The 25,565-nt window shown below is 65.9% G+C and carries 21 protein-coding genes; 10 read left to right on the forward strand and 11 right to left on the reverse strand.

Annotated features, from left to right (window positions below; translation table 11 throughout):
- Window positions 1-479: 479 nt before the first annotated feature.
- Together PTE31013_RS21515 and PTE31013_RS21520 are read left to right on the forward strand one after the other, a co-directional pair.
- On the forward strand, window positions 480-1,637 hold the full coding sequence (locus tag PTE31013_RS21515; protein ID WP_150614678.1) for an FAD-dependent monooxygenase: 1,158 nt from the start codon (window positions 480-482) through the stop codon (window positions 1,635-1,637).
- A gap of 70 nt (window positions 1,638-1,707) precedes the next feature.
- Entirely contained in the window at window positions 1,708-2,574 is an 867-nt protein-coding gene (locus tag PTE31013_RS21520) for an IclR family transcriptional regulator (protein ID WP_150614679.1), read from the forward strand.
- Window positions 2,575-2,605: 31 nt separating this feature from the next.
- On the opposite strand, the gene PTE31013_RS21525 is transcribed toward PTE31013_RS21520, so the two are convergent.
- The gene (locus tag PTE31013_RS21525) at window positions 2,606-3,238 is read right to left on the reverse strand and encodes an ArsR/SmtB family transcription factor (RefSeq protein ID WP_246174817.1); all 633 of its coding nucleotides are present in this window, start codon (window positions 3,236-3,238) and stop codon (window positions 2,606-2,608) included.
- Window positions 3,239-3,465: 227 nt separating this feature from the next.
- Here PTE31013_RS21525 and PTE31013_RS21530 point away from each other — a divergent pair, with 227 nt between their 5' ends.
- The 3 genes from PTE31013_RS21530 to PTE31013_RS21540 all read left to right on the forward strand — a co-directional run bounded on the left by PTE31013_RS21530 (window position 3,466) and on the right by PTE31013_RS21540 (window position 7,649).
- Window positions 3,466-4,695, forward strand: coding sequence for a cytochrome P450 family protein (locus PTE31013_RS21530; protein ID WP_150614681.1), 1,230 nt, complete (start codon window positions 3,466-3,468; stop codon window positions 4,693-4,695).
- Between the two features lie 211 nt (window positions 4,696-4,906).
- The gene (locus PTE31013_RS21535) at window positions 4,907-6,295 is read left to right on the forward strand and encodes an MFS transporter (protein WP_150614682.1); all 1,389 of its coding nucleotides are present in this window, start codon (window positions 4,907-4,909) and stop codon (window positions 6,293-6,295) included.
- 100 nt (window positions 6,296-6,395) lie between these two features.
- Window positions 6,396-7,649, forward strand: coding sequence for an Hsp70 family protein (locus tag PTE31013_RS21540; RefSeq protein ID WP_150614683.1), 1,254 nt, complete (start codon window positions 6,396-6,398; stop codon window positions 7,647-7,649).
- A gap of 40 nt (window positions 7,650-7,689) precedes the next feature.
- On the opposite strand, the gene PTE31013_RS21545 is transcribed toward PTE31013_RS21540, so the two are convergent.
- From PTE31013_RS21545 to PTE31013_RS25290, 5 genes are all read right to left on the reverse strand, one after another.
- The gene (locus tag PTE31013_RS21545; RefSeq protein ID WP_150614684.1) at window positions 7,690-9,189 is read right to left on the reverse strand and encodes an AMP nucleosidase; all 1,500 of its coding nucleotides are present in this window, start codon (window positions 9,187-9,189) and stop codon (window positions 7,690-7,692) included.
- A 22-nt stretch (window positions 9,190-9,211) separates the two neighbouring features.
- Complete coding sequence (locus PTE31013_RS21550; protein ID WP_174978664.1) at window positions 9,212-11,110, reverse strand: bifunctional transcriptional regulator/glucokinase; 1,899 nt, start codon at window positions 11,108-11,110, stop codon at window positions 9,212-9,214.
- On the reverse strand, window positions 11,088-11,765 hold the full coding sequence (pgl, locus tag PTE31013_RS21555) for a 6-phosphogluconolactonase (RefSeq protein WP_150614685.1): 678 nt from the start codon (window positions 11,763-11,765) through the stop codon (window positions 11,088-11,090). Before pgl ends, PTE31013_RS21550 begins: the two co-directional genes overlap by 23 nt.
- 57 nt (window positions 11,766-11,822) lie before the next feature.
- Window positions 11,823-13,310: a glucose-6-phosphate dehydrogenase gene (zwf, locus tag PTE31013_RS21560; protein ID WP_150614686.1), complete on the reverse strand. Its 1,488-nt coding sequence runs from the start codon at window positions 13,308-13,310 to the stop codon at window positions 11,823-11,825.
- A gap of 226 nt (window positions 13,311-13,536) precedes the next feature.
- A complete protein-coding gene (locus PTE31013_RS25290) occupies window positions 13,537-13,659 on the reverse strand; it encodes a hypothetical protein (protein WP_281351851.1) in 123 nt (40 codons plus the stop codon).
- A 53-nt stretch (window positions 13,660-13,712) separates the two neighbouring features.
- Between PTE31013_RS25290 and edd the strand changes: the two genes are divergently transcribed.
- Window positions 13,713-15,560, forward strand: a complete 1,848-nt coding sequence (gene edd / locus PTE31013_RS21565; RefSeq protein WP_150614687.1) for a phosphogluconate dehydratase — start codon at window positions 13,713-13,715, stop codon at window positions 15,558-15,560.
- 107 nt (window positions 15,561-15,667) lie between these two features.
- On the opposite strand, the gene PTE31013_RS21570 is transcribed toward edd, so the two are convergent.
- The 4 genes from PTE31013_RS21570 to PTE31013_RS21585 all read right to left on the reverse strand — a co-directional run bounded on the left by PTE31013_RS21570 (window position 15,668) and on the right by PTE31013_RS21585 (window position 20,638).
- Complete coding sequence (locus PTE31013_RS21570; RefSeq protein ID WP_150614688.1) at window positions 15,668-17,059, reverse strand: FAD-binding oxidoreductase; 1,392 nt, start codon at window positions 17,057-17,059, stop codon at window positions 15,668-15,670.
- 32 nt (window positions 17,060-17,091) lie between these two features.
- A complete protein-coding gene (locus tag PTE31013_RS21575) occupies window positions 17,092-17,304 on the reverse strand; it encodes a DUF1059 domain-containing protein (RefSeq protein WP_150614689.1) in 213 nt (70 codons plus the stop codon).
- A gap of 306 nt (window positions 17,305-17,610) precedes the next feature.
- Entirely contained in the window at window positions 17,611-20,352 is a 2,742-nt protein-coding gene (gene mgtA, locus PTE31013_RS21580) for a magnesium-translocating P-type ATPase (protein WP_150614690.1), read from the reverse strand.
- Between the two features lie 79 nt (window positions 20,353-20,431).
- Window positions 20,432-20,638, reverse strand: coding sequence for a hypothetical protein (locus PTE31013_RS21585; protein ID WP_150614691.1), 207 nt, complete (start codon window positions 20,636-20,638; stop codon window positions 20,432-20,434).
- Between the two features lie 594 nt (window positions 20,639-21,232).
- Between PTE31013_RS21585 and PTE31013_RS21590 the strand changes: the two genes are divergently transcribed.
- A complete protein-coding gene (locus PTE31013_RS21590; RefSeq protein ID WP_150614692.1) occupies window positions 21,233-21,835 on the forward strand; it encodes a phosphatase PAP2 family protein in 603 nt (200 codons plus the stop codon).
- A 120-nt stretch (window positions 21,836-21,955) separates the two neighbouring features.
- Here the strand turns inward: PTE31013_RS21590 and rnk are convergent, their stop codons facing one another.
- On the reverse strand, window positions 21,956-22,381 hold the full coding sequence (rnk, locus tag PTE31013_RS21595) for a nucleoside diphosphate kinase regulator (protein ID WP_150614693.1): 426 nt from the start codon (window positions 22,379-22,381) through the stop codon (window positions 21,956-21,958).
- Window positions 22,382-22,512: 131 nt separating this feature from the next.
- Here rnk and hemL point away from each other — a divergent pair, with 131 nt between their 5' ends.
- From hemL to PTE31013_RS21610, 3 genes are all read left to right on the forward strand, one after another.
- A complete protein-coding gene (gene hemL / locus PTE31013_RS21600) occupies window positions 22,513-23,817 on the forward strand; it encodes a glutamate-1-semialdehyde 2,1-aminomutase (RefSeq protein WP_150614694.1) in 1,305 nt (434 codons plus the stop codon).
- An 84-nt stretch (window positions 23,818-23,901) separates the two neighbouring features.
- Complete coding sequence (locus tag PTE31013_RS21605; protein WP_150614695.1) at window positions 23,902-24,516, forward strand: LemA family protein; 615 nt, start codon at window positions 23,902-23,904, stop codon at window positions 24,514-24,516.
- A gap of 10 nt (window positions 24,517-24,526) precedes the next feature.
- Complete coding sequence (locus tag PTE31013_RS21610) at window positions 24,527-25,561, forward strand: TPM domain-containing protein (protein WP_150614696.1); 1,035 nt, start codon at window positions 24,527-24,529, stop codon at window positions 25,559-25,561.
- Window positions 25,562-25,565 lie beyond the last annotated feature (4 nt).

Genomic DNA, 25,565 nt, shown 5'->3' on the forward strand with positions numbered 1-25,565 from the left:
CCCATCGGAAACCGCTTCATCTGTGTACTCCTGTTATTCGATGATTCGAGAACGGTGAAGACGCAGGACGCAATGCGCGGCAACCCAAGCCGGCCGCCTTGTCACGCATTCGTCTATTTGCGTTCCACCTATGAAACGTTGGATTACTTATGAAACCAACTGACCGAAGCTTAGGCCAGGTAACGCAGGAGTCCCGCAGCGGAGATACACGAATTGATAAGAAGAAATTGGCGTGCTAGCGGGTGCGTGTAGCAGCGGCAAAGTGGCGTCTTGCCTGCGATCCGGGCGATGCCATTCGTTCCGTTGGCGCCGCTGGGCGTCCCATCTTGCCACCGTTTGAGGCCGACCCGCTCCCTCGGTATTTACCCGAGGATGCCTTGCCTTCGATCGAATCAAAAACAATAATATTTGAACACTACGTTCATATTTGAACATTTTATTTTTCTGGTCTGTCGCCACTTTCGTCAAAGGATGTTCCCATGCAAGCTCCTCTCATCGGCATCAACGGTGCCGGCATCGGCGGTCTGGCCGCCGCCATCGGATTGCTGCGCGCCGGTTTCCGCGTTCGCGTGTATGAGCAGGCGACGCAGTTCGCCCGTGTCGGCGCGGACATCAACCTGACGCCCAACGCGGTGCGCGCGCTCGACGGTCTCGGTGTCGGCGATGCCTTGCGCAAGTCAGCGGCACAGCCGAGCCATCGCATCAGCCGCACGTGGGACACGGGCGAGGAGACCTCACGTCTGGAGATGGCCCGCACGGCGCAGACGAAATACGGCGCGCCGCAACTCACGATGCATCGCGCCGACCTGTTACAGGCGCTGGAGCAGGCTGTGCCGGCGGCATCGATTGCGCTGGGCAAGAAGCTCGTGTCGTTCGAAGCGCCTGGCCACGCGCAGTCAGGTCCCATTCGACTCACGTTCGCGGACGGCACGCACGACGACGTCGACGTGCTCATCGGTGCGGACGGCATCCACTCGGTTGTGCGCACCGGCCTGTTCGGGCCGGAGTCGCCGGAGTTCACCGGCGTGGTGGCGTACCGCGCGGTCGTCCCGGCGGACAGGCTCGGCGGTGTGCCGAATCTTGGCGCGTTCACCAAATGGTGGGGACCGACCTCGTCGAGCCAGATCGTGACGTTCCCGCTCAATCTCGGCCGCGACATCTTCGTCTTCGCCACGACGCCGCAGGACAGCTGGACGCTGGAATCGTGGACGGCGCCGGGCGACGTCCACGAGTTGCGCGCCATGTACGCCGACTATCACCCGGAGGCACGCGCCCTGCTCGACGCCTGCGACAGCGTGCTGAAGTCAGCGCTGTACGTGCGCGATCCGTTGCCGCAATGGTCGCGCGATCGGGTGTCGTTGCTCGGCGATGCCAGCCATCCGATGATGCCGTTCATGGCGCAAGGCGCGGGCATGGCGATCGAAGATGCTGTGGTACTGTCTCGCCACCTGGCGGCCGTGGGTCCGAGCGCCGACGCCTCTACGCTTGCCGCCGCCCTCGCGCGCTACGAGGTGTCGCGACGCGAACGCACGGCACGCGTGCAGATCGGCTCGCGCGGCAACCAGTGGCTCAAGGAAGGCGGCAATGCCGATTGGGTCTACGAATACGATGCGTGGCAAGTTCCGCTCGCGGCCTGAACGCCCCCCGGGGTGGCGCAAGCGCCGCGCTGCCCTGTCCCGATGCCCCCCGACGATTGGAATGGAATGCATGACCAAAGCCAGGCAAGACCTCGTACCCACGACCGGCGCCGCCCCCGCCGTTGGCGACGGGCAGGACAACGGACAGACCGGCCTCGTGACGCCTGTCATGCGTGCGCTCAAGTTGCTGCGTTTCGTGGCGGACGGCGGATCGACGGCCAACGTCAGCGACGTCGGCCGCCGTATCGGGGTCAATCGGGTGACGGTCATGCGTCTGATCGAGACGCTGCAGTTCGAGGGCGTGCTGGAGCCGTTGCCGCAAGGGGGCCATCGGCTCGGACTCAATTTCCTGACGCTGGCGGCTAGCGCACTCGCCGGCGAGGATCACCTGGCGACGGCACGGCGCGTGCTCTCGCGCGTAACGACCGAGACCGGACTATCGAGCTATCTCACCGTGCTCGACGGCGCCCAGGTTCGCTATCTGCTATGCGAGACGCCAGCGTTGCCGCTCGTGAGCAATATTCGCGCAGGCAGCCGCGTCACGGCGCATTTGACGGCACCGGGTCGGGCGCTGCTCGCGCATCTGGGGACCGAGCGCCGCCGCGCGTTGCTCGGCCCGGAACCGCTCGCGGCCGCCACGGCACAAAGTGCCCGCACGTATGCCGCGCTCGATGCCCAGCTCACGCGCGATCGCGACGCGGGATGCGCCTGGAGCCAGGACGGCTTCGAAGCGGGCATCGACGCCTGCGCCGCCGCCGTGCTGGACGCCCACGGCAGACCGTTGGCAGCCCTGAGCGTTGCCGGTCCGCGCGCGCTGGTCGGCACCGATACGCTCACACGCGAGCGTACGGCGCGCGCCGTCAAGTCGGGCGCTGCCGATCTCGCCATCCTGCTGGCCGACGCGCCCGCGTTTCTCGCCGCCGCCGAACGCGGCTGAGCCACCGTAATCGTACGGTCATCGCACGATGTCAGACGGCGATGGCGGAGAGCTTGCGTTCCCCGAGCGGCGTGACGCGCAGCGCGCGCGGCTCGCGGGTGGGTTCGAGCCACTTGGCATGGAGGCAGGTGGTGAGCAGCGCCGCCCCCAGAGCGCCCCCCAGATGCGGCTTTCGTTCGCTCCAGTCGGGGCAGGTGCAGGCGAATCGGCGCCGATGGGTGCGGGCCGCGGTGAGGTCGATGCCGACGGCGGTAAGCCCGTCGACGCCGGCATCCGTGAGCGCGACGTCGCTACCCTCGATGCGAAGCCAGCGGCGCTCATGCATCCGCGCGAAGAGATCGACGGCGATCTCCCCGGCGAGATGGTCATAACAGGTTCGCGCGTGGCGAAGCGGCACGGGCGTGGAACGACTGGCCGGCACAGGGCGCGGCCGCAACTCACGCGTGGCGAGCACGGCGCTGGCGAGCGCTTCGATGGCGGCCGCCGTCTCCGGCGTGGCAATGCGGAAATAGCGATGTCGTCCACGGGACTCCTGCGCCAGCACACCGCCGTCGACCAGCCGCGCCAAGTGCCCGCTTGCACTGGAGGGCGACAGCCCGGCCACCAGCGCCAACTCCCCCGCCGGACGGGCAGAGCCGTCCATCAACGCCCACAGCATGGTCATGCGCCCGCCATCGGCGAGCAACGCGGCGAGCGAACTGACGCCGGGGGCGTAGTCTCTTGCGATGTCCACAGCAGGACTCCGGTAAGGAATATGAAGTGCAGTATCGGCTGCAGTAACGGCAGTATAGGCCCGGCGATGCGTTCAACACTTCAGCACGGGATGAAACGTGCCGGTCGTCCGGTGCGCCATGATTGGCACCGTCATCCGCTCATCTCCAGTCGCCCGCCATGCCTGCCGCCAACGTCGATCTCCCCACCGTGCCGCCGCCCGCCAATGCGCTGGCCGCCGTGGTTCACCCGAATCCGTACCCGTACTACCAATCGCTCGCCGCGCGGCGTCCGTTCGACTTCGATGCCACGCTCGGCCTTTGGGTCGCGGCAGGACCCCAGGCGCTGGCCGCTGTGCTGCGCGATCCGGCCTGCGGTGTGCGGCCAGTCGGCGCAACGATTCCGGCCGCGCTGGCCAATGGTGCCGCAGGCGACTGGTTCGGTGCGCTCATCCGGATGAACGACGGGCCCGCGCACGCCGCGATGAAGCCCTGGTTCACGGGGCGCCTCGCCACGCTGCAAGCCGACGGCGCCACCCTCGACCGACTGCGTGACGCCAGCCAGGCGGCGTGTGCGGACGCTTATCTCGCCCAGGGGGACACGCCCGCCGCCCGCCTCGACGATTTCGTCTTCCGCCAGCCGATCTATGCCCTTGCGGCGTGGCTAGGCGTTCCGTCCTCGCAGTGGGTCGACGTGTACGACGAGGTTCGTACGCTCGTCGCCGCGATGGCAGAAGCCGCCAAGCCGTCGCCGCGCGCCGAGGCGCTCGCCCGCGGACACGGCGCCGCCACGACACTGCGCCAGCGTGCCATGCACTGGCTCGACAACGATGCCGCCCCGGGAACCTGGCTGCACGACACGGCCCGAAGCGCGGCACACGACGACGCCATCGACTACGCCGTGCTCACGGCCAACGTCGCGGGCCTCTTCACGCAAGCGCATGACGCCTGTGCTGGACTGGTCGCCAACAGCCTGCGCCGTCTTGCAAGGCATGCGTCGCCCGGCGCCGTACCTGTCGACACTGGCCGTCAGGCACTCCCGGCCAACCTCGCCGTCGCCATCACGGCCGTCGGCGAGGTGATTCGCCACGATCCGCCCGTGCAGAACACCCGACGATTCCTGCATGCGCCTGCCGTCATCGGTGAACGCACGCTTGCACGCGGTGACGCAATCCTGGTGGTGCTGGCCGCTGCGCCCGCCGGTGCCGCGCCGAACGACGTGGCCTGGACCTTCGGGCACAGCGCCCACGCCTGCCCGGGGCGCTCGCCGGCCAGCACCATCGCCGCCGTGGGTGTCCAGTCGATGCTCGACAACAATGCAGATCTCGGCGCCATTGCCACCGGCGCGGCGTATCACCCGCTCAGCAACGTTCGCATTGCACGTTTCCACGATGACGCGTCGGCGGTTTGAGGTCAGTGACCGTTCTCCGGGCATTGTTTTAACTGATGGAACCAATGTTCCATCAGTTAAAACGTGAAGCGCCGCTCAAAAACCCTGCAAACATAAGGCTCTGCGCCGGGGCGCCGCTGAGTTCGGGAATTTCGGGCAGGATGGCAGTTTACTTTCGCGTGTCCTCGCCATGGCTTCCCGGTGCGCGTCCGCTTCGTCTTCCACTGCTCACATGTCCGATACACACACTGACGGCATGCCCATGCCCGCGCGGGCCTGGGCCGTTGCGACCGTCATGCTCGCCATCTCCCTCGCGGTGCTCGATGGGGCGATTGCCAACGTCGCGCTCCCCACCATTGCGCGTGACCTCAACGCCAGCCCGGCCACGTCGATCTGGATCGTCAACGCCTACCAGCTCGCCATCACCATCTCGTTGCTGCCGCTTGCTGCCCTCGGCGAGATCGTGAGCTACCGCCGCGTCTATACCGTCGGGCTCGCGCTCTTCACCGTCGCCTCGCTGGGCTGCGCGCTCTCGGATTCACTCGTCACGCTCACGCTCGCGCGCGTGGTGCAGGGCTTCGGTGCGGCCGGCATCATGAGCGTGAACACCGCGCTGGTGAAAGCGATCTACCCGTCGCGCTGGCTTGGACGCGGCGTGTCGCTCAACGCGCTCATCGTCGCCATCTCGTCCGCCGCCGGCCCGACGATTGCCGCCGGGGTGCTGTCCATCGCGACCTGGCCATGGCTCTTTGCCATCAATGTGCCGCTCGGCGTGATTGCCATTGCGATCGCCATGCGCTCGCTGCCCGACACGGTCCGCGCCTCGCACCCGTTCGATTGGACCGGCGCCCTGTTGAGCGCGCTCACGTTCGGCTTGCTCATCTCCGGCATCGACGCCGTCGGCCACGGCCAGGCGCGCTGGCTGGTCGCGCTCGAGGTCGCTGCCGCCATCGTCATCGGTACGGTTTTCGTGCGACGTCAACGCACCCAGCCGGTGCCGCTATTGCCCCTCGACCTGCTGCGCATTCCGATTTTCGGGCTGTCGATCTGCACGTCGATGGCGTCGTTCTGCGCGCAGATGCTCGCGTACGTCGCGCTGCCCTTCTTCCTGCAGGATTCGCTCGGCTTCGATCGTGTCCAGACCGGCTTGCTGATGACGGCCTGGCCGCTCACCATCGTCGTCGTCGCGCCGCTGGCCGGGCGGCTGCTGGAGTATTACAAGCCGGGACTGCTCGGCGCGATCGGTCTGACAGCGCTCGCCCTCGGCCTGCTTGCGCTCGGCTTGCTGCCCGCGCACCCGCATCCGGCCGATATCGTCTGGCGCATGGCCGTGTGCGGTTTCGGCTTCGGCCTGTTTCAGTCGCCCAACAATTACGCGATGCTCATGGCCGCCCCGGCGCATCGCAGCGGCGGCGCGAGCGGCATGCTGGGCACCGCGCGCCTGACCGGGCAGACAACCGGCGCCGCGCTCGTGGCCCTCGTCTTCAGCGTCTCCCCATCTGGCCACGGCACGCGCGCCTCGCTCTTCGTGGCTGCCGCGTTCGCCGCGGTAGCGGCCGTGGTGAGCAGCCTGCGCACGTTGCCCGCCGCCCAGCCGGGCGCACATTCGGCACGCGGATGAGCGCGGTGTCCCGGTGGCCTGAGTGCCTTCATCCGGTCGCCCGCCCGGCCGTGCTACACTGCCGACCTTTTACGGCTCGCCCGCGCGGGCCGCAAATCCCATGAGTTTCTGCGCCATCGATTTCGGCACTTCGAATTCTGCCGTCGCCGTGCAAGACGGCGCCGCCATGCGTCTGGTCGAACTGGAAGCCGGCTACGGCACGCTGCCGACCGCCGTATTCTTCAATGCCGATGAAGGTGGCCGCGTATCGTTCGGCCGTCAGGCCGTCGCCGATTACGTCGATGGCTACGACGGGCGCCTGATGCGCTCGCTCAAGAGCCTGCTCGGCTCCTCCCTGATCGAAAGCACCACCGACCTCGGCAACGGCGCGGCGATGCGCTACATCGACATCATTTCCACGTTCCTGCGTCATCTGCGCACGCACGCGCTCACGTCCGGCGGCGGCGATTTGCGTCAGGTGGTCATGGGCCGCCCCGTGTTCTTCGTCGACGACGATCCGCGCGCCGACGCCGCCGCGCAGCGCTCGCTCGAACAAAGCGCGCGTGACGTGGGCTTCCACGACGTGCAGTTCCAGTTCGAGCCGATTGCGGCCGCGTTCGATTACGAGTCGCGCCTGAACGATGAGCAGCAGGTGCTCGTCATCGACATTGGCGGCGGCACCTCGGACTTCTCGCTCGTGCGTGTCGGACCGGATCGGGCACGTCATCTGGATCGCAAGGACGACGTGCTCGCCCACCACGGCGTGCATATCGCCGGCACGGACTTCGACCGCCGCATCGAGCTCGCCACGATCTTGCGCGAACTCGGTTACAAGGCACTCGGCCCTGATGGCAAGGAAGTCCCGAACCGGATCTACTTCGATCTGGCGACGTGGCATCTGATCAACACGGTCTACACACCGAAGCGCGTCGGCGAGCTGGCACTCACGGCGCATCTGTACGCCGATCCGGCCCATCACCGGCGCCTGATGCGCACGGTCGAGCAACGCCTCGGGCACGCGCTCGTCGGCCATGCCGAAGACGCAAAGATCGATGTTTCCTCCGGCGGCGAGACACGCATCGACCTGTCGGTGATCGAGCGCGACCTCGCGGTCGCGTTCTCGGAAGCGGGATTGGTGGAAGCGGTCAGCGACGAGATCGCGAGCATCACGGCAGGCGCCGTGCATACGGCGGCGTTGGCCGGCCTGCGTGCCGAAGACGTCGATGCGCTCTACTTCACCGGCGGGTCCACGGGCCTGCGCTGTCTTTCCGGTGCGATGTGCGCCGCCTTTCCGAAAGCGACGCCGGTGTTCGGTGACCGTCTCGCCAGCGTGGCGCTGGGGCTCGGCATTCACGCGAGACGCGTGTTTGCCTGAGCGATCGCCAGCGCCCCGCCGGCGGTCCTGCGGGGGTCCGTTACTGGAACGCGACTTCGTTGAAACTGCGCAGTTTGCGACTGTGCAGACGATCCAGACCGTTATCGCGCAGCAGTTCCATCGTCTTCACGCCGATCTTCAGATGCTGGTCGACGCGCTCGCGATAAAACCGGTCCGCCATGCCGGGCAACTTCAGTTCGCCATGCAACGGCTTGTCGCTCACGCATAGCAAGGTGCCGTACGGCACCCGGAATCGAAAGCCGTTCGCCGCAATCGTCGCACTCTCCATGTCGAGCGCAATGGCTCGGCTCTGACTCATGCGCTGCACCGGTTCGCGGTGATCGCGCAACTCCCAGTTCCGATTATCGACGGTGACGACCGTGCCCGTGCGCATCACGCGCTTGAGTTCGAAATCGTCGAGCTGCGTGACGTCGGCGACGGCGCGCTCGATCGCGACCTGCACTTCGGCCAGCGGCGGCACCGGCACCCACCGCGGCAGATCGTCGTCGAGCACGTGATCCTCGCGCACATACCCGTGCGCGAGGCAGTAGTCGCCCAGACGCTGCGAGTTGCGCAGCCCGGCACAGTGGCCGAGCATGACCCAGGCATGCGGGCGCAGCACGGCGATGTGATCGGTGATGGTCTTCGCGTTGGACGGTCCCACGCCGATGTTGACCATCGTGATGCCCGTATTGTCCGGGCGCACGAGGTGATACGCCGGCATCTGCGGCAGGCGCGGCGGCGGCGTGCCCCGCGCGTCGCGCGCGTCGATGTTCTGGTTCCAGTGCGTGACGTTGCCCGGCTCGACGAAGGCCGTGTACTGGCTGCGGTACTCACGCAACGCCGGATCGTCGGTCGCGCTCATCAACTCACGCCCCAGTTCGACGAACTCGTCGATATAGAACTGGTAGTTCGTGAAAAGCACGTAGTTCTGGAAATTCTCGGGCGACGTAGCCGTGTAATGGCGCAGGCGATGCAGCGAATAGTCGACGCGCGGCGCCGTGAACAGGGCGAGCGGCAGGATCTCGCCGGGCAACGGATCGCGCGTGCCGTTCACGATGCTGTCGTCCATCGCCGCCAGGTCGGGCACGTCAAATACGGTGCGCATGGCGCGCAGGTGCGTCTGATCGAGATCGCCTTCGAGATAGACGCCATCCTGGTAAGCGAAATGCACGGGAATCGGCTCGTCGGAAACGCCCACGTCGAACGCTACGCCGTGATTGTGGGCCAGACGGCGAAGCTGCTCGACGTAGTAGTTCTCGAACAGATCCGGTCGCGTGACCGTCGTCTGGTAACTGCCCGGCCCCGAAACGAAACCATACGACAGGCGCTTGTCCAGTTGGGTGATGTCTTCGGTGGTGATGCGAATGAATGGGTAATGCGCGCTCACACGCCGCGTCGCTTCCTTCTGCGTGGAAAAACGGTCGAAAGCGGCGCGAAGGTACGCCGTGTTGGCGTCGTAGATCGTCTTCAGGTAGGCAACAGCTTCCACCGGATCGGTGATCGATCGGGTGGCATGGACCGGTTCTTGTTCGGACATGCACAAACCTCTTCTGTCTTGATCATGAGGATGAGTATGCACCCATTGTGACACGACCGGCAGGCGTCTCCGCGTCCTGGCCGCTGCCGTGGCCGAGCCAGTCGAGCGCGCCCTCGCCGGCCGTCTGCGCGCCCGGTCCGGCACGCCGTATCGCCACGCCGACCGCAAGCACGTCGATGGCGGCGAGATGCAGGATTCGCGCGATCATCGTCACGTGAGCGCCCATCGTCTCGACGTGATCGTTGGGCAGGACCAGCGTCGCCTTGCGCGCCAGCGGCGAGTTGCGGGCCGTGAGCGCAATGACCTTCGCGCCTCGCGCCACGGCAGTATCGACGGCACGGTTCAAATCCGCCGAGCGGCCCGACGCCGAAATCGCGACCACCACGTCGCCGTCGCCCAGCAGCCCCGCCGACGCCTGCAACAAGTACGGGTCGCCGTAGGCGATGGTCGGCATGCCGAAGCGGAAGAACTTGTAGTGCGCGTCCTGCGCGATCACGCCGGAATTACCCAGCCCGTAGAACTCGATGCGGCGCGCCCCATCGAGCAACGTGACCGCCGCCTCGAGCGTGCGCGCGTCGAGGTGCTCGCGCATCTGCAAGATCGACGACACCGTGTTGTCGAGCACCTTGGCGCTGAATTCCGCCGCCGAGTCACCCACGTGCACCTGCCCGTGACGCACCGGCAGCGTGCCAGTCAGCGCACTCGCGAGTTTGAGCTTGAAGTCCGAAAGCCCCTGACAGCCGAGCTTGCGACAAAAGCGGATGACCGTGGGCTGGCTCACTCCCGCCAGACGCGAGATTTCCGCCACTGGCTCCGCAAGCAGCGCACGCGGTTGCTTGAGCGTGAGTTCAGCCACGCGCTGCTCGGCCGGGCTCAACCGGTCTCGCAAGCGATGCAGGCGGTCGATCAATGCGCCCGCGCCCGCCGCATGCGTGCCGAGCTGTTCGGCCAGAATGGCGGATGTGCCCAGGAACGCCGGGTGATCCGCCGTGATGACGTAGGTCGGGATCGGCTTGAGATACGCCTCGAAGCGGCCCTTCGCCTCGAAGCGCTGGCGAAACGGCGAGTCCTCGAACAACTTGCCGAGCTTCGGGATCACACCGCCCCCCAGATACACGCCGCCCACGGCGCCCAGCGACACCGCGACATTGCCCGCGAGCGTGCCGAGCATCGCGCAGAAGCAATCGACGGTCTCGCGCGCGAGCGGATCGCCCGCCTGGGCGAGCTTCACGATGTCTGGCGTCTCCAACGAGGGAACGGTGCGGCCATCTCGCCCCGCCAACGCTTGATAGATGAGCGCCATGCCGGGCCCGGATACGAGACGCTCGAACGACACATGCGAAAACTGCTTCCACGCGTAGCGCAGCACCTCGATTTCGCGCTCGTCCGCCGGCGCGAACGTCGTGTGCCCGCCTTCGCTGCCGAGCGCGATCCAGCGGTCTGCCGCCGGAATCAGGCCCGATACGCCAACGCCGGTGCCCGGGCCAAGCAGGCCGATCACGCCCCCCGGCTGCGGTTCGCCGCCGCCCACCTGTCGCTTCTGCGCATCCGACAGATATGGCAGCGCCATCGCCAGTGCGGTGAAATCGTTGACGACCAGCAGCGTCTCGAAATGCAGTGCCCGACGCGTCGCTTCGATCGAGAAGTGCCAGTCGCGATTCGTCATGCGCACCTCGTCGCCGGCAATCGGGTTGGCAATCGCGATCGCGGCGTGCCGCACCGGTTCTGCGTGATCGGCCTCGTCAAGATAGGCGCGGATGACTTCGGGAACGCCGGGAAAATCGTCGCAGGCATAGTCCCGAATCTCGATGAGATCTCCGGGGGCGACTTCCAGCGCGAAGCGGGCGTTGGTGCCGCCGATGTCGGCCAGCAGTCGCGGACCACTCATGTGCGGTGGATTATTCCTCACTCCAGAAGACATCGATGTTCACTCCTTCACAATGGATCAGCCGGGAGATGGCGTTGTCCTGCGCCTCTGCCTGCGCCGCTTCGAACACGGCACGTTTGGCGGGACCTTGAATTTGCAGCATGAGCCGATCGCAGGACGCCAGGGCCGCCAGCGACCACGACACGCGCAAGTGCGGCGCGTGCTGCGGCTGCACGAGCACGAACCTGTCGTGCGTGGTGATGGCGTTGCGCCATTGCACCGCATCGGCGAAAAGCGACGCCGTATGGCCGTCCTCGCCCATGCCGAGCACACACACTTGCGGCACGCCATGCACCCACGTGTCGTTGAGCGTTTGCACGTGCAGCGCGGCGGAAGTCGTCGTGTCCACCAACGGCAACCAGTGCGCGCCGTCCACGCCGGGCAGCAGCGTCTCGGCGACCAGCCGGGCATTGCTCTCGGCGTGTGTGGGCGGCAGCCAGCGGTCGTCGACGAGCGTGATGTCGACGTCGCGCCACGCCACCGGCAGCCGGGCCAGTTGCGAGAGGAATGCCTTGGGACTCGTGCCGCCCGACACGGCCAGCAACGCGCGCGGACGAATCGCCAGCGCCTCATCGAGCCGCGCGACGACGGCGTTGGCGAGCGCCAGGGCCTGTGCCTGCCGCGTGGGATAGGTGCGCCAGTGAATCATGGGTGTCGACCTCCGTTTTGCTTGACGCCGGGCGCGATCGCCCCCGGGCGCTTCCCCTCAGTTGTCTTCTTCGACCCAGCTCGTGCCGGACTGCGCGAGCAACGCGCTTGCGGCGGGCGGCCCCCAGGTGCCGGCGGCGTAGCGCTTGGGCCCCTTGTGCTGACGCGACCAGTACGCCTGGATCGGCGCGACCCAGCGCCAGGCCGCCTCCTGCTCGTCGCGACGGACAAAAAGGGCGAGGCGCCCGTTGATCACATCGAGCAGCAGCCGCTCGTATGCATCCATCCGATGTCCCTTGAAGAACTGGTCGAACGCCAGGTCGAGGTGAACCGTTTGCAGGTTCATGCCCTCGCCCGGTTGCTTCGCCAGACAGTAAAGGCGAATCGATTCGTTCGGCTGCAGGCGGATGACGAGACGATTGGCGCCGGCTTGCGCCGTCGCCTCGCCAAGCAACGGATAGGGTGTTGCGCGGTAGTTGACGACAATCTCCGCCACGCGCTCGCCCAGTCGCTTGCCCGTGCGCAGGTAGAACGGCACGCCGGCCCAGCGCCAGTTGTCGATCTCGGCCTTGAGGGCCACGAACGTCTCGGTCTGGCTCGATGGCGGCACACCGGGCTCGTCGACGTAGGCCGGCACCGCCGACTTGCCGATCGCGCCACCGCCGTATTGGCCTCGCACCACATTGCGCGCAACCGTGTCGTCGTCGAGTTGACGCAGCGAGCGCAGCACGCGCAATTTCTCGTCGCGCACGGCGTCGGCGTCCATCGACAGTGGCGGCTCCATCGCGACGATGGCCAGCAGTTGCAGCAAATGGTTCTGCACCATGTCGCGCAGCGCGCCGGTCTGTTCGTAGAACTCGCCACGCCCTTCGACGCCGATCTCCTCGGCAATCGTGATCTGGATGCTGTCGATCAGCTCGCGCCGCCACAACGGCTCGAAGATCGCGTTGCCGAAGCGCAGCGCCAGCAGGTTCTGCACCGCCTCTTTTCCGAGGTAGTGGTCGATGCGATAGATCTGGTCTTCGCGGAAGCTCGCGCCCACCGCGTCATTGATCGCCTCTGACGAGGCCAGATCGTGGCCCAGCGGCTTTTCCAGCACGATCCGGCTGTTCTCGTTGAGCTTGGCGCTGCGCAGCCCTTCACAAATGGGGATGAACAGCGACGGGCCGGTGGCCAGGTAAAAGATGCGCACGCCCCGCCGCTGGGCGAGACGCTCGGCCAGCACGCCGAACTCGGCTTCACGCCCAAGATCGAGCGGCATGTAGTCGATCGTGGCGAGAAACCGCGACCAGGTGCCCTCGTCCCAGACGTCCGGCTTGATATGCGCGCGCACGTGTTCCTCGCACCACGCATGGTACGCGGCGGCGTCCATCGGCTTGCGTGCAATGGCCAGGATGCGACCGGCATTCCCACCCGGGTCGACGTCGGCCTCCGAGCCCAATTGTCCCGTGCGGAATGCCCGGAACAGCGCAGGCAGCACTTTGCGCAATGACAAATCGCCGGTGGCGCCGAACAACACAAAGGTATAGGGTGAAGACGTGTTCATAGACAGCGTGGACTCCGTGCAACCGGACGTTTCTCCTCGGCGCCGCGTGGCGCGCCATCTGGCGAACGACCTGACCAACGCGCCAGCGAGCGCCGAACGGGTCGAACAGGTCGAGTGGGGCGCCGGATATGGCAGAGGTCCGGATGTGACTGAAGAAGCGCAACTTTGACACTGCATTGTAGTTTAACTACACTTCTACGCAACAAAATCTCGTGCTTTGACTACATCAGCACCCCATGATCGAGGCCAACGCATCGCCCCAATCCCGTTTGCGAGCGACGTCGCAGGCGTGAAACGCCTTGACCGCATCAAGCGCGTCAAGCGCGTCGAGCGCGTCAAGCGGCGTCATGGGTGGTTTGCGCATCCCCCGCAACGGGCGGCCCACAACGTCCCGGAAATCCCATGACCCAGTCTTCGCACAACGTGTCACTGCATCCGGTAGTGGAACGCGTGACCCAGCGCCTGATCGAGCGCAGTCGCGCATCCCGTCAGGCGTACCTGGAGGGCGTGGCCCGCGCCACGCAGGGGCAGCCCGGTCGCGAGTCGATCGGCTGCGCCAACCTCGCGCACGCCCTGGCCGCCGCCCCCGCCGACGACCGCATCAAGATCCGCACCGAGCGCACGCCCAATATCGGTATCGTCACCGCCTACAACGACATGTTGTCGGCACACGCCCCGTTCGTGGAGTTCCCCGACGTCATCAAGTCCGCCGCACGGGCGCATGGCGCCAGTGCGCAAGTCGCCGGCGGCGTGCCCGCCATGTGCGATGGCGTGACGCAGGGTTATGCGGGCATGGAACTCTCGTTGTTCTCGCGCGACGTGATTGCAATGGCCTCTGTCGTCGCACTCTCGCACCAGATGTTCGACGCGGCCATGTTCCTCGGCGTATGTGACAAGATCGTGCCGGGCATGGTCATCGCCGCCCAGGCGTTCGGTCACCTGCCTGCCGTTTTTGCCCCGGCGGGCCCGATGCCCTCCGGACTGCCCAACGACGAGAAGTCGCGTATCCGGCAGGAGTACGCCGCGGGCCGCATCACCCGCGCGGCGCTGCTCGATTCCGAACTCGCCGCGTATCACACGGAAGGCACCTGCACGTTCTACGGCACGGCCAACAGCAACCAGATGCTCATGGAATTCATGGGACTGAATCTGCCGGGCGCCTCATTCGTCAATCCGCATACGCCGTTGCGTCATGCGCTCACGCAGGCGGCCACGGCGCGCGCGGTGGCGCTGGCGAAGACCCGCACCAACACGTCCCACATTCTCGATGAGCGCGCGTTCATCAATGGCGTCGTCGGCCTGCTGGCCACGGGCGGCTCGACCAACCACACACTGCATCTGGTGGCAATGGCGCATGCGGGCGGCATTCTGCTCGACTGGCAGGACTTCGCCGAACTGTCGGACGTCACCCCGCTGCTCGCCCACGTCTACCCGAACGGCAAGGCGGATGTGAACCAGTTCCACGCGGCGGGCGGCCTGAACTTCGTCATTCGTGAGTTGCTCGATGCCGGTTTCCTCCACGACGATGTGACCACGGTCATGGGCCACGGTCTGCGCGCGTACACGCAGGAAGCGGTGCTGCGCGACGACGCGCTCACGTGGCAGGACGCCCCCGGCGCCAGTCTCGACGAAGGCATCGTGCGCCCGGCGTCGCGGCCGTTTGCGCACGAAGGCGGGTTGCGCATGCTGACGGGCAACCTGGGACGCGCGGTGATCAAGTCGTCCGCCGTCAAGCCCGAACATCAGACCGTGCGTGCGCCGGCGCGCGTGTTCTCCGATCAGGAGAGCGCGCAAACGGCATTCAAGGCCGGAGAACTGACGCGTGACGTGATCGTCGTCGTGCGCTTCCAGGGCCCGCAGGCGAACGGCATGCCGGAATTGCACAAGCTCATGCCGATGCTTGGCCTGCTGCAGGACGAAGGCCATCGTGTGGCGCTCGTGACCGACGGGCGGATGTCCGGCGCGTCGGGCAAGGTGCCCGCCGCCATTCATCTGTCGCCGGAAGCGGAGCAAGGTGGCATGCTCGCGCGCGTGCAGGACGGCGACATCATCACAATCGATTGCGAGAAGAACGTGTTGCACTGCGAAGTCGACGACGCCACGCTCGCCGCGCGCGCCCCGGCCCCGGTGCCGCAACGGCCGTTCGACCCGTGGCGCAACGTGTTCCGGCTATTCCGGCGCAATGTCAGCGCCGCACCGCACGGGGCATGCGTGCTGTTCGACGACTCGGAGTATCCGAAGCACGATTGACCGACCGACGCACCGCTCCGCCCTGCCGCGGCAAGGCGCCAGGTGCCGCACGTCAGGCGTCAGACGCCATCAGGCGGTCCTGGCGCTGGATGCACCCCAGATGCCGGTCATGAAGCGGACGGCTTGATGTTCTGGTTGCAACGGAACAGGTTTTTCGGGTCGTAGCGGGTTTTCACCGCGACAAGACGGTCGTAGTTAGGACCGTACGCCGCGCCGATACGCTCGGCCTCGTCCTGCGTCAGGAAGTTGACGTACACGCTGCCCAAGGCAAACGGCGCCGCCGCGTCGAAGAACGCGCGCGCCCATGCGATGCAACGCGCATCGTCGCTCGCCTCGGTCCAGCGGGCATGGACGTTCATGACATATTGGGCGTCGCGGCTCGAATAGGCCGTAGCATCGACCGGCACGCGCCCCGTCTGCCCCCCGATCTGACCAAAGAAGATTTCGCACTGCGGCGACGGGAGACCCTCGACGGCGTCGATCAGCACGTCGAGCAAGCCATCCGGTATCTCGGCCAGATTGTGGGATTTCCAATAGTTGCGCGCACCGGGCGTCAGCAGCGGATCGAACGCCTGTTGCCACATCGTGTACGGCATGGGTCCGAGATGTTCTCCATACGGGGAGCCAAACTTGCGTACCACCTCGACGGCTGCCGGGCCGTCGGCGACCGCGCCCGTGTAGCAGATCGCGAAAGCGATGATCGGTTTGCCGTGGACGTCGGCCGGCAGAAATGGCAGCGGTGGGGCGAGCCGCAGAACGGCCCATACCGAGAGGTCATCGGGCATCGCGTCGAAGGCGGTGCGATATTTCACGAGGGCCGCCTTTGCCTGTTCCAACGGCAATACGACGAGTCCGCCGTACACCTGCGGTCCCACCGGATGCAAGCGAAACTCGAACATCGTCACCACGCCGAAGTTGCCGCCGCCGCCGCGAATCGCCCAGAACAGATCCGCATGATGATCCGCATCGGCTTGCACCAGTTCGCCGTCGGCCGTGATGACATCCGCGCCGACGAGATTGTCGACCGTCATTCCGTATTGGCGACTCAGCCAGCCGAATCCCCCGCCGAGCGTCAATCCTGCCACGCCAGTGGTTGAATTGATCCCGAGGGGTGTCGCCAGTCCGAACGCCTGCGCTTCATGATCGAAATCGCCGAGCGTCGCGCCCGGCTCGACGTACGCGCGGCGCGCCGCCGGATCGACCCGTATCGACGTCATGGGCGACAAGTCGATCATCAGGCCGTCGTCGCAGACGGCGCTGCCCGCGATGTTGTGCGCCCCCCCGCGCACGGCCAGCCGCAATGCGTGGTCGCGCGCGAAGACCACCGCGCGGCGCACATCGGTAACGCCCTTGCAGCGCACGATCACCGCCGGGTGACGGTCGATCATGGCGTTCCATAGCCGGCGCGCGTCGTCGAAGCCCGGTTCGGCCGGCAGCAGCACTTGCCCTCTCGTCCCAACCTTGAGATCAGCGATGGCATCGCTGGACAGATTGACCATGACACACCTCCTGGCAGGCAAACGGCACGTGATTACGCGTGACGCGGTGCGTCAACGGGCGGTGTCCCGTCATGAAACAGCGTGCGCAACTGGGCGCGCAGTTCAGCCGAATCGGTATGTCCGTGCACCGTGATGGCGTGCTGCACGGCGGCCTCCAGCAGTTCGTTCTCGGAATCCGCGGAAAGCGCCACTGAACAGTTCATTGCGCTCGGGAATTCCCGGCAATCGATGTATTTGCGGGTCATGATGGTCGCCTCACACAAAAGCGTGATCTTGGGCAAATGACCGCGCCGAATACCACGCGACGCCTGCAGGGCGCGATGTCGCCTTCGACTGATCGCAAGCGAATTCATTTTGAAAGTATAGGTCGCCAGCGGCGAAGTTTCGGCTGCTCAAGGACGACGTCGAGGGTTCCGAACCGCGAGGTCTATCCTGAGTTGGGCCAATCCATCGAGGTCCGTGACGCCGGTGCGCCCCGCATCACGCGGTTGACTTCAAACGGCGCGGGCGTCCTCGCTCGCGCCGTCGATCTCGGTGACGATCTCACGCTGTCACTGCCACCCGAACCGCCGCGCGAACATGCCTTTCATCATCTGCGTGAGCACGGCGTAGGCAAGCAGGATAGCCGCGAGCATCGGGAAGTACGCGAGCGGCAATGCCTGCATCTTGAACGTGTCGGCGAACGGCGACATCGGCAGCATCACGCCGATCAGCATCACGGCGGCCGTCATCATCAGCAACGGCCATGCCGCGCGACTTTGCACGAACGGAATGCGACGCGTGCGGATCAGGTGCACGATGAGCGTCTGCGACAACAGGCCCTCGACGAACCAGGCGGACTGGAACAGTGTCTGGTGCTCGGCGCTGTTCGCCCCGAACCAATGCCACATCGCTGCGAACGTCAGCACGTCGAAGATCGAACTGATCGGGCCGAAGAACACCATGAAACGCGACAGATCCGCCGGATTCCAGCGCTGCGGCTGCGTCAGTTGCTCCGCATCGACATTGTCGAACGGGATCGTCGTCTGCGACAGATCGTAGAGCAGGTTCTGTGTGAGCAACTGCAGCGGCAGCATCGGCAGGAACGGCAGGAACGCGCTCGCAATCAGCACCGAGAAGACGTTGCCGAAATTCGAGCTGGCCGTCATCTTGATGTACTTGAGCATGTTCGCGAACGTGCGACGCCCTTCGATCACGCCCTGCTCCAGCACCATCAAGCTCTTTTCCAGCAGGATCAGGTCGGCCGCTTCCTTGGCGATGTCCACCGCCGTATCCACCGAGATGCCGATGTCGGCCGCGCGCAAGGCAGGCGCATCATTGATGCCATCGCCCATGAAGCCGACGACATGGCCGTTCGCGCGCAGCAGGCGCACCAGCCGCTCCTTGTGCGACGGCGTGAGCTTGGCGAACACGTTGGCACGCTCGACCGTCTGCGCCAGTTCGGCATCGCTCATCGCCTCGATGTCGTCGCCCAGCACGCAACCGCTCACCGCCAGGCCCACTTCGCGGCAGACCTTCGCCGTCACGAGGTCGTTGTCGCCCGTGAGCACCTTGACGTGGACCCCCGCCGCCGCGAGCGCCTTCAACGCCGGCGCCGTCGATTCCTTGGGCGGATCGAGAAACGCGATATACCCGACGAGCACGAGTTCGCGCTCGTCCGCAATGCCATAACCGTCACGCACCGGCGGCAGGTGACGCGTCGCCACGGCGACCACCCGCAGCCCTTCGGCATTCAGGTCGGCCGTCACGCGACGCAGGCGGGCCAGCACGTCGGGGGTGAGCGGCTCGACGTTCGCGCCATGCTGCACGCGATCGCACACGGCCATCACCTCCTCCACCGCCCCCTTGCAGATCAGCGCGTGATGATCGCCGTTCTCGCTGACCACCACCGACATGCGACGGCGCTGGAAGTCGAACGGGATCTCGTCGATCTTCCGATACCGGTTCACGATGTCGAGATGCTGGTGCAGCTCCGCATGGTCGAGCACCGCCACGTCGAGCAGGTTCTTCAGGCCGGTCTGGTAGAAGCTGTTGAGATAGGCGTACTCGAGCACGTCTTCAGAGGCGTGGCCCCAGACATCGGTATGACGTTCGAGACAGATCCTGTCCTGCGTGAGCGTGCCGGTCTTGTCGGTGCACAGCACATCCATCGCGCCGAAGTTCTGGATCGCATCGAGCCGCTTGACGATCACCTTCTTGCGCGAGAGCACGACCGCGCCCTTGGCGAGCGTGGCCGTCACGATCATCGGCAGCATTTCGGGTGTGAGCCCCACGGCCACCGACAGCGCGAACAGCGACGCCTCGAGCCAATCGTGCTTGGTGAAGCCATTGATCAGCAGCACGATGGGCGTCATGACCAGCATGAAGCGAATCAGCACCCACGACACGCGGTTCACCCCCTGCTGGAACGACGTCACGGTCGGTTGTTGTGCCGTGACACGCTGCGCGAGCGAGCCGAAGAAGGTGCGCGCGCCCGTCGCCACGACGACGGCGGTCGCGGAACCACTCACGACGTTCGTCCCCATGAATGCGAGGTTGTCGTAGGCGAGCGGATTGCTGCCCCCGGACTCGCAGGGGTGCGCGAACTTCTCGACGGGCAGTGCCTCGCCCGTAAGCGCCGATTGCGAGATGAACAGGTCCTTGGCCGCGAGAATGCGCACATCCGCCGGAATCATGTCGCCGGCCGCAAGCAATACGATGTCGCCCGGCACGAGTTCGGCCAACGGAATTTCACGGCCCATGCGCCCCAGACGGCGCACGTTGTCGGCTTCCACGCCGTCGTTGCCGAGCGCTTCGCGACGCAACACCGTCGCCGTCGTGCTCACCATGGCCTTGAGCTTTTCCGCCGCCTTGGTGGAGCGCGCCTCCTGAACGAACCGCAACACCGTGGAAATGATCACCATCGACGCGATGATGATCGTTCCCTCGGTGTCGTCGGTCGCGTATGACACAGCGGCCAATGCCGAGAGCAGCAGGTTGAACGGATTGCGGTAGCAGTTGAACAGGTGATGCCACCAGGGCAACGGCTTTTCGTGCTCGACTTCGTTGGCACCCGCGTGCGCGCGAACGGTGGCGGCTTCGTCGTCGGAGAGCCCGACGCGCGTCGTATGCAGGCGGGCGAGCAGATCGGGGCCGGCGTCGCGGGCGGCGTCGAGCAGACCTGGCGGTGCCTCGTGACCATGCGCGGGCGCATCGAGGGTTTCGAGCATGTCGCGGCGGCGGAAGAAGCGCAGGCCAAGGCGCGCGCCAAGCACCGCAATCAGTCGCTCGCTGAGCGTGAGAGCTTGTTGCATCGGATACATCCTGAAAATACGGTCAATACGGCTGGGCACCGGCCGGTCGCCGGTGCCCGCGGAACCGTCGATGCGCGGGTCAGCCCGCGTGCCTGGTTGGATCGTTGCGGCGCACCAGCGCCAGCAGCCACCGCCCGAGTCGCGCCTGCGCCCCCGGACGCTCCGCGTGAACGGCGTCATCGGCGTCATCGGCGTGAGGTGCGACGTGATAGTGATGCAGGCACTCGTTGGGCAGCATCAGGGCTTGCGGATTACCGCTGCGAAGGGTCATGGCATAACGGAACACGATAATTCTCCCGGCCGCGCGGCGAACGACCTGGCGCGCACGAGAGCCTCGCATTTCATGACCGGCCCACACGGCAAACGGCCTGAAAACGAACCCCTGCACGCGACGGGGCGACCCGAACGGCAGATGTGAAGCAAATTAGGGAGCGTGCTACGAAAGACGGACGCTATCGGTATGGCCCAACAAAACCCTTTGGCGCGACGGCCAAGGGCACTGGGTAATCGATACGTGCATCAGAGGTGCGCGCCAACCCGGCTATGCGAGTTAGCGGCAGGGAAGATCCCGGGGACTAACTCGCGGTGATGGTGTCGACTTGCGCCGACCGGCAACTACCACTAGAACTACTGTCCACGGAAGGACCTCCTGAGGGCTATGACGGCGCGATTTTACCCCCGAGCGCGTCTAAAGAAAAGTGACAATTCATTGCGTTACAAAATGATGACAAATGCAACTTTCCAGCGCGGAGCCGCTCAGTCAGAATCTGTCATGTTTTCGTCACAAACCGCCTGCCGGCGGCGGTCGAGGCACCGGCACCTCGCTTAGCCCGGTGGCGCGCCGAACGACCGGCTTGCCCTTTCTCGTCCCCCGGATTTCATGGATTCGATCAACCGCGCCCTGTTCCTGGCCATCAATGCCTCGCCCAATGTCAGCGAGGGCGAACTGGCCATCGCCGTCCTGCTCGCCAAATACCTGATTCTCCTGGTCCCCGTGGGCCTGACCCTGCTGTGGCTCGCCGGCGGGCGCGACCGCGAAGGTGCCGTGCATGGTCTGCTGGGCGTGGGGCTCGTGCTGCTCATCAACAGCGTGATCGGGCTGGCCTGGTTCGAACCTCGGCCGTTTGTCGTCGGTCTCGGCACGAACCTGCTCCCGCATACGCCGACGAGCGCGTTTCCCAGCAACCACGCGTCGATCATGTTCACGTCCGCATTCGTCCTGATGGGCACGCTCGCGCGCTCGCCGCGCCTGCTCGGCCGGCTGCTGCTGCTGTGCGCCCTGCCTGTTTGCTGGGCACGCGTCTACCTCGGCGTGCACTGGCCGCTCGACATGTTCGGTGCGCTAGGGGTGTCGGTTGTCGTAGCGCTCATCATGCGCACGGCGAGCGCGCGTGAGACGAGCCGTATCGTCGCGGCCATCCTCGAAGGACTCTATCGCCGCTTGATGGCGTGGCCGATCGCGCGCGGCTGGCTGCGTCGCTAAGCCAGCGGAATTGGGGAACGGCGGGAACCGTCGGGAAAGGGCGGGAAGGGCCGGCGAACGGGCGGGAACGGCGGGAGACTCGGGAGAACCGAATCTCCCAGTGCGGCTTCGGAGACGGGGTCAGCGGTGGTATTCGCCAGCGGCTTCAGGCTGGAAATCGATGCCGAGCAATTCCAGCGCGATGCGATGGCCGCCCGGCACCTGCCAGTGAATCGATTGACCGACACGCAACCCGAGCAGCGCGCTGCCCACCGGCGCGAGCACCGAAATACCGCTTGGCGTGCCCGCCAGATGCTGCGGGTACACGAGCGTCACCCGATGCTCCTGTTGCGCGGCGAAGTCACGATAGCGCACCACCGAATTCATCGTGGCGACGTCGGCCGGCATCTGCTCCGGTTCGACGACGCTCGCCCGGGCAAGCTCTGTTTCGAGTGCCTCCACATACGGCAATGCCGCACGCGGGGCCTGCGCCATGAGCGCTTCGAGGCGTTCGAGGTCGAGCGTGGAGACAGTGATCGAGGGACGTTGCGAATGGACGATGGACATGTCGGCGGGCCTGTTTTTCCTTGACGTTGAGGGAGTGGCCTTCAATCTAACAGAAGCCCCGCGGCGCGAGAAGTCCCGGACTTGACCGCCATCCGCTAGAATCCACGCATTAGGATCACAACGCTGAAGTCATGTCCGAACACACTACCAATGCCGCCCTCTTCGCGCGCGCCCAGAAAACCATTCCCGGCGGCGTGAACTCGCCGGTGCGCGCCTTCCGCTCGGTTGGCGGCACGCCCCGCTTCATCGCCCGCGCACAAGGCCCCTATATGTGGGACGCCGAAGGCACGCGCTACATCGACTACATCGGCTCGTGGGGCCCGATGATCGTCGGCCACCTGCATCCGGACGTGGTCGCCGCCGTGCACGCCGCGATGTCGCAGGGCTTCAGCTTCGGCGCCCCCACCGAGGCCGAAGTCGTGATGGCCGAGACGATCTGTGGTCTCGTACCGTCCATCGAGCAGGTGCGCCTGGTGTCCTCCGGCACCGAGGCAACGATGAGCGCACTGCGCCTGGCGCGCGGCTTTACCGGCCGCAACAAGATCGTGAAGTTCGAAGGTTGCTATCACGGTCACGCCGACAGCTTGCTGGTGAAGGCCGGCTCGGGCCTTCTCACGTTTGCCGATTCAACGCGCAACGCGCCGTCGTCGGCCGGTGTGCCGCCCGAAGTCACGCGCGACACGCTCGTGCTCGAATACAACAACGTCGAGCAGCTTCGCGAACTGTTCGCAGGCCAAGGCGGTGAAATCGGCGCCGTGATCGTCGAGCCGGTGGCCGGTAACATGAACCTCGTGCGTGGCTCGCGTCACTTCCTGCAGACGCTGCGCGAACTGTGCACCGCGCACGGCGCCGTGCTCATCTTCGACGAAGTGATGTGCGGCTTCCGCGTCGGGCTGGGTGGCGCGCAAGCGCTCTACGGCATCACGGCCGACCTCACGTGCCTGGGCAAGGTCATCGGCGGCGGGATGCCAGCCGCCGCGTTCGGCGGACGGCGCGACATCATGTCGCATCTCGCGCCGCTGGGCGGCGTCTACCAGGCCGGCACGCTCTCGGGCAACCCGCTGGCGGTCGCCGCCGGTCTCGCGACGCTCAAGCTGATTCAGGCGCCCGGCTTCTACGAAGATCTGGCCAAGCGCACGTCGAAGCTCATCACGGGGCTCGTCGACGCCGCGCAGGCGGCTGGCGTACCGTTCTCGGGCGACAGTGTCGGCGGCATGTTCGGCCTGTACTTTCGCGCCAACGTGCCGCAGAGCTTTGCCGAAGTCACGACGTCGGACGTCGCCCGCTTCAACAAGTTTTTCCATGCGATGCTCGATCGCGGCGTCTACCTCGCCCCGAGCGCGTTTGAAGCGGGTTTCGTCTCGGCAACGCACGACGACACGATCATCGACGCGACGCTCGACGCCGCGCACGACGCGTTCCGGGCCATCGCTTGATCGTCGCAGGGCACATGTCTGTCTTCGGCCGGATCTCGCTTGCATCGCGAGCCAGCCAGCCTGACCACCATAGGGAGAAATATCATGCAAATGTCGCTGCCGACAAAGCTGCGCCAGTCGTTTGTACGCTGGCTGGCGCTGGGGCTTCTCACATCGTTGCTGTCCGCCTGCGGATACAACCAGATCCAGGTCAAGGACGAAGCGGTCAAGGCCGCCTGGAGCGAGGTCGTCAACCAGTACCAGCGACGCGCCGACCTGGTGCCGAACCTGGTGAATACGGTCAAGGGTTATGCCACGCACGAGCAAACGACGCTCACGGACGTGATCAACGCGCGCGCGAAAGCCACGAGCATCACCGTCACCCCTGAGACGCTCAACGACCCCGAGGCGTTCAAGCGCTTCCAGCAAGCCCAGGGCGAACTGTCCGGCGCACTCTCGCGCCTGATGGCTGTCTCGGAGAACTATCCGAACCTGAAGGCCGACGGCCTGTTCCGCGACCTCCAATCGCAGCTCGAAGGCACGGAAAATCGCATCACCGTGGCGCGCAATCGCTACATCCAGGCGGTGCAGGACTACAACGTCTATGTGCGTCAGTTTCCGAACAACCTGACGGCGAAGATGTTCGGCTACGGTCCGAAGCCGAACTTCACGGTCGAGAACGAGAAGGCCATTTCGACCGCGCCGGCCGTCAAGTTCTGAGGATCGGACCATGGCCGCCGTCTCTGCCCCCGCCGCGCTCCCTGCGCGCTCCACGCGCTCAGCGCCCTGCAACGTTTCGGCCGGGGGCCGCGGGTTGCCGCTGCACCGTCCAGTGACGGACCGCGTGTGCGGTGGCGGCGCCAATGCTCCGCGGCGCGGCGCGCGCGCGCGATGGTCACGTTGGGGACATCGCGCGCTTTGGACGATTTGGGTACTGGCGCTGATCTGCCTGGGCTCGCTGGCGTTGCCGGCCGGTGCCGAGGATCTCGTGGCCGTCCCCGCGCTGACCGCGCGCGTGACCGACCTGACGAGCACGCTCACCCCCGAGCAGCGCAACGCGCTGGAGACACAGCTCGCGCAATACGAGCAACAGCGCGGCAGTCAGATTTTCATCCTCATGGTGCCGAGCACGGCCCCCGAGACGATCGACCAGTACAGCATTCGTGTGGCCGATGCCTGGAAGGCGGGCCGCAAGGGCGTGGACGACGGCGTCATCGTGCTCATCGCCAAGAACAATCCGAACGACCTGCGCAAGATGCGCATCGAAGTCGGGCGCGGTGTGCAGGGCTCGCTGACCGACGCCATCTCCGGGCGGATTCTGCGCGACGTGATGGCACCGCATTTCCGCACCGGTGACTTCTTCGGTGGGTTGGCCGCCGGCGTCGCGGCCGTCGAGGCGGCGATGAACAACGAGGCGCTGCCCGCCCCGAATCTGCCGGCGGCGCGCGCACCACACTCGGATTTGTCCGATTTCCTGCCCCTGCTTTTCATCGTCTTCATCATCGGGATGGTGGTCCTCATGGAAAGCCGCCGGCGGTTTCAAGGGCCTGGACTGTCGGGCGCCGGTCCCTCCGACCCGCGCTCACGGGTACTCACCGGCCAACGCGGGCGCATCGGTGCCAGCGGTTTCGGCGCCGGGCTCGGCGGTGGCCTGGGCGGTTGGGGACGTAACGACGGCGGCGGATTCGATAGCGGTGGCGGTGGCGGTTTCGGCGGCGGCGGCGGTGGCGGATTCGACGGCGGCGGTTCGTCGGGGAACTGGTGATGGC

The organism is Pandoraea terrigena, assembly GCF_902459705.1.
Lineage (GTDB): Bacteria > Pseudomonadota > Gammaproteobacteria > Burkholderiales > Burkholderiaceae > Pandoraea > Pandoraea terrigena.

Coding starts and splice junctions, on each gene's coding strand:
- PTE31013_RS21520 (WP_150614679.1), top strand. CDS start 1,708: ATGACCAAAGCCAGGCAAGACCTCGTACCCACGACCGGCGCCGCCCCC.
- PTE31013_RS21610 (WP_150614696.1), top strand. CDS start 24,527: ATGGCCGCCGTCTCTGCCCCCGCCGCGCTCCCTGCGCGCTCCACGCGC.
- PTE31013_RS21590 (WP_150614692.1), top strand. CDS start 21,233: ATGGATTCGATCAACCGCGCCCTGTTCCTGGCCATCAATGCCTCGCCC.
- PTE31013_RS21575 (WP_150614689.1), bottom strand. CDS start 17,304: ATGACCCGCAAATACATCGATTGCCGGGAATTCCCGAGCGCAATGAAC.
- PTE31013_RS21550 (WP_174978664.1), bottom strand. CDS start 11,110: ATGTCTTCTGGAGTGAGGAATAATCCACCGCACATGAGTGGTCCGCGA.
- PTE31013_RS21515 (WP_150614678.1), top strand. CDS start 480: ATGCAAGCTCCTCTCATCGGCATCAACGGTGCCGGCATCGGCGGTCTG.
- PTE31013_RS21605 (WP_150614695.1), top strand. CDS start 23,902: ATGCAAATGTCGCTGCCGACAAAGCTGCGCCAGTCGTTTGTACGCTGG.
- PTE31013_RS21530 (WP_150614681.1), top strand. CDS start 3,466: ATGCCTGCCGCCAACGTCGATCTCCCCACCGTGCCGCCGCCCGCCAAT.
- mgtA (WP_150614690.1), bottom strand. CDS start 20,352: ATGCAACAAGCTCTCACGCTCAGCGAGCGACTGATTGCGGTGCTTGGC.
- PTE31013_RS21535 (WP_150614682.1), top strand. CDS start 4,907: ATGTCCGATACACACACTGACGGCATGCCCATGCCCGCGCGGGCCTGG.
- pgl (WP_150614685.1), bottom strand. CDS start 11,765: ATGATTCACTGGCGCACCTATCCCACGCGGCAGGCACAGGCCCTGGCG.
- PTE31013_RS21540 (WP_150614683.1), top strand. CDS start 6,396: ATGAGTTTCTGCGCCATCGATTTCGGCACTTCGAATTCTGCCGTCGCC.
- edd (WP_150614687.1), top strand. CDS start 13,713: ATGACCCAGTCTTCGCACAACGTGTCACTGCATCCGGTAGTGGAACGC.
- PTE31013_RS21545 (WP_150614684.1), bottom strand. CDS start 9,189: ATGTCCGAACAAGAACCGGTCCATGCCACCCGATCGATCACCGATCCG.
- PTE31013_RS21525 (WP_246174817.1), bottom strand. CDS start 3,238: ATGACCATGCTGTGGGCGTTGATGGACGGCTCTGCCCGTCCGGCGGGG.
- zwf (WP_150614686.1), bottom strand. CDS start 13,310: ATGAACACGTCTTCACCCTATACCTTTGTGTTGTTCGGCGCCACCGGC.
- PTE31013_RS21570 (WP_150614688.1), bottom strand. CDS start 17,059: ATGGTCAATCTGTCCAGCGATGCCATCGCTGATCTCAAGGTTGGGACG.
- rnk (WP_150614693.1), bottom strand. CDS start 22,381: ATGTCCATCGTCCATTCGCAACGTCCCTCGATCACTGTCTCCACGCTC.
- hemL (WP_150614694.1), top strand. CDS start 22,513: ATGTCCGAACACACTACCAATGCCGCCCTCTTCGCGCGCGCCCAGAAA.
- PTE31013_RS25290 (WP_281351851.1), bottom strand. CDS start 13,659: ATGACGCCGCTTGACGCGCTCGACGCGCTTGACGCGCTTGATGCGGTC.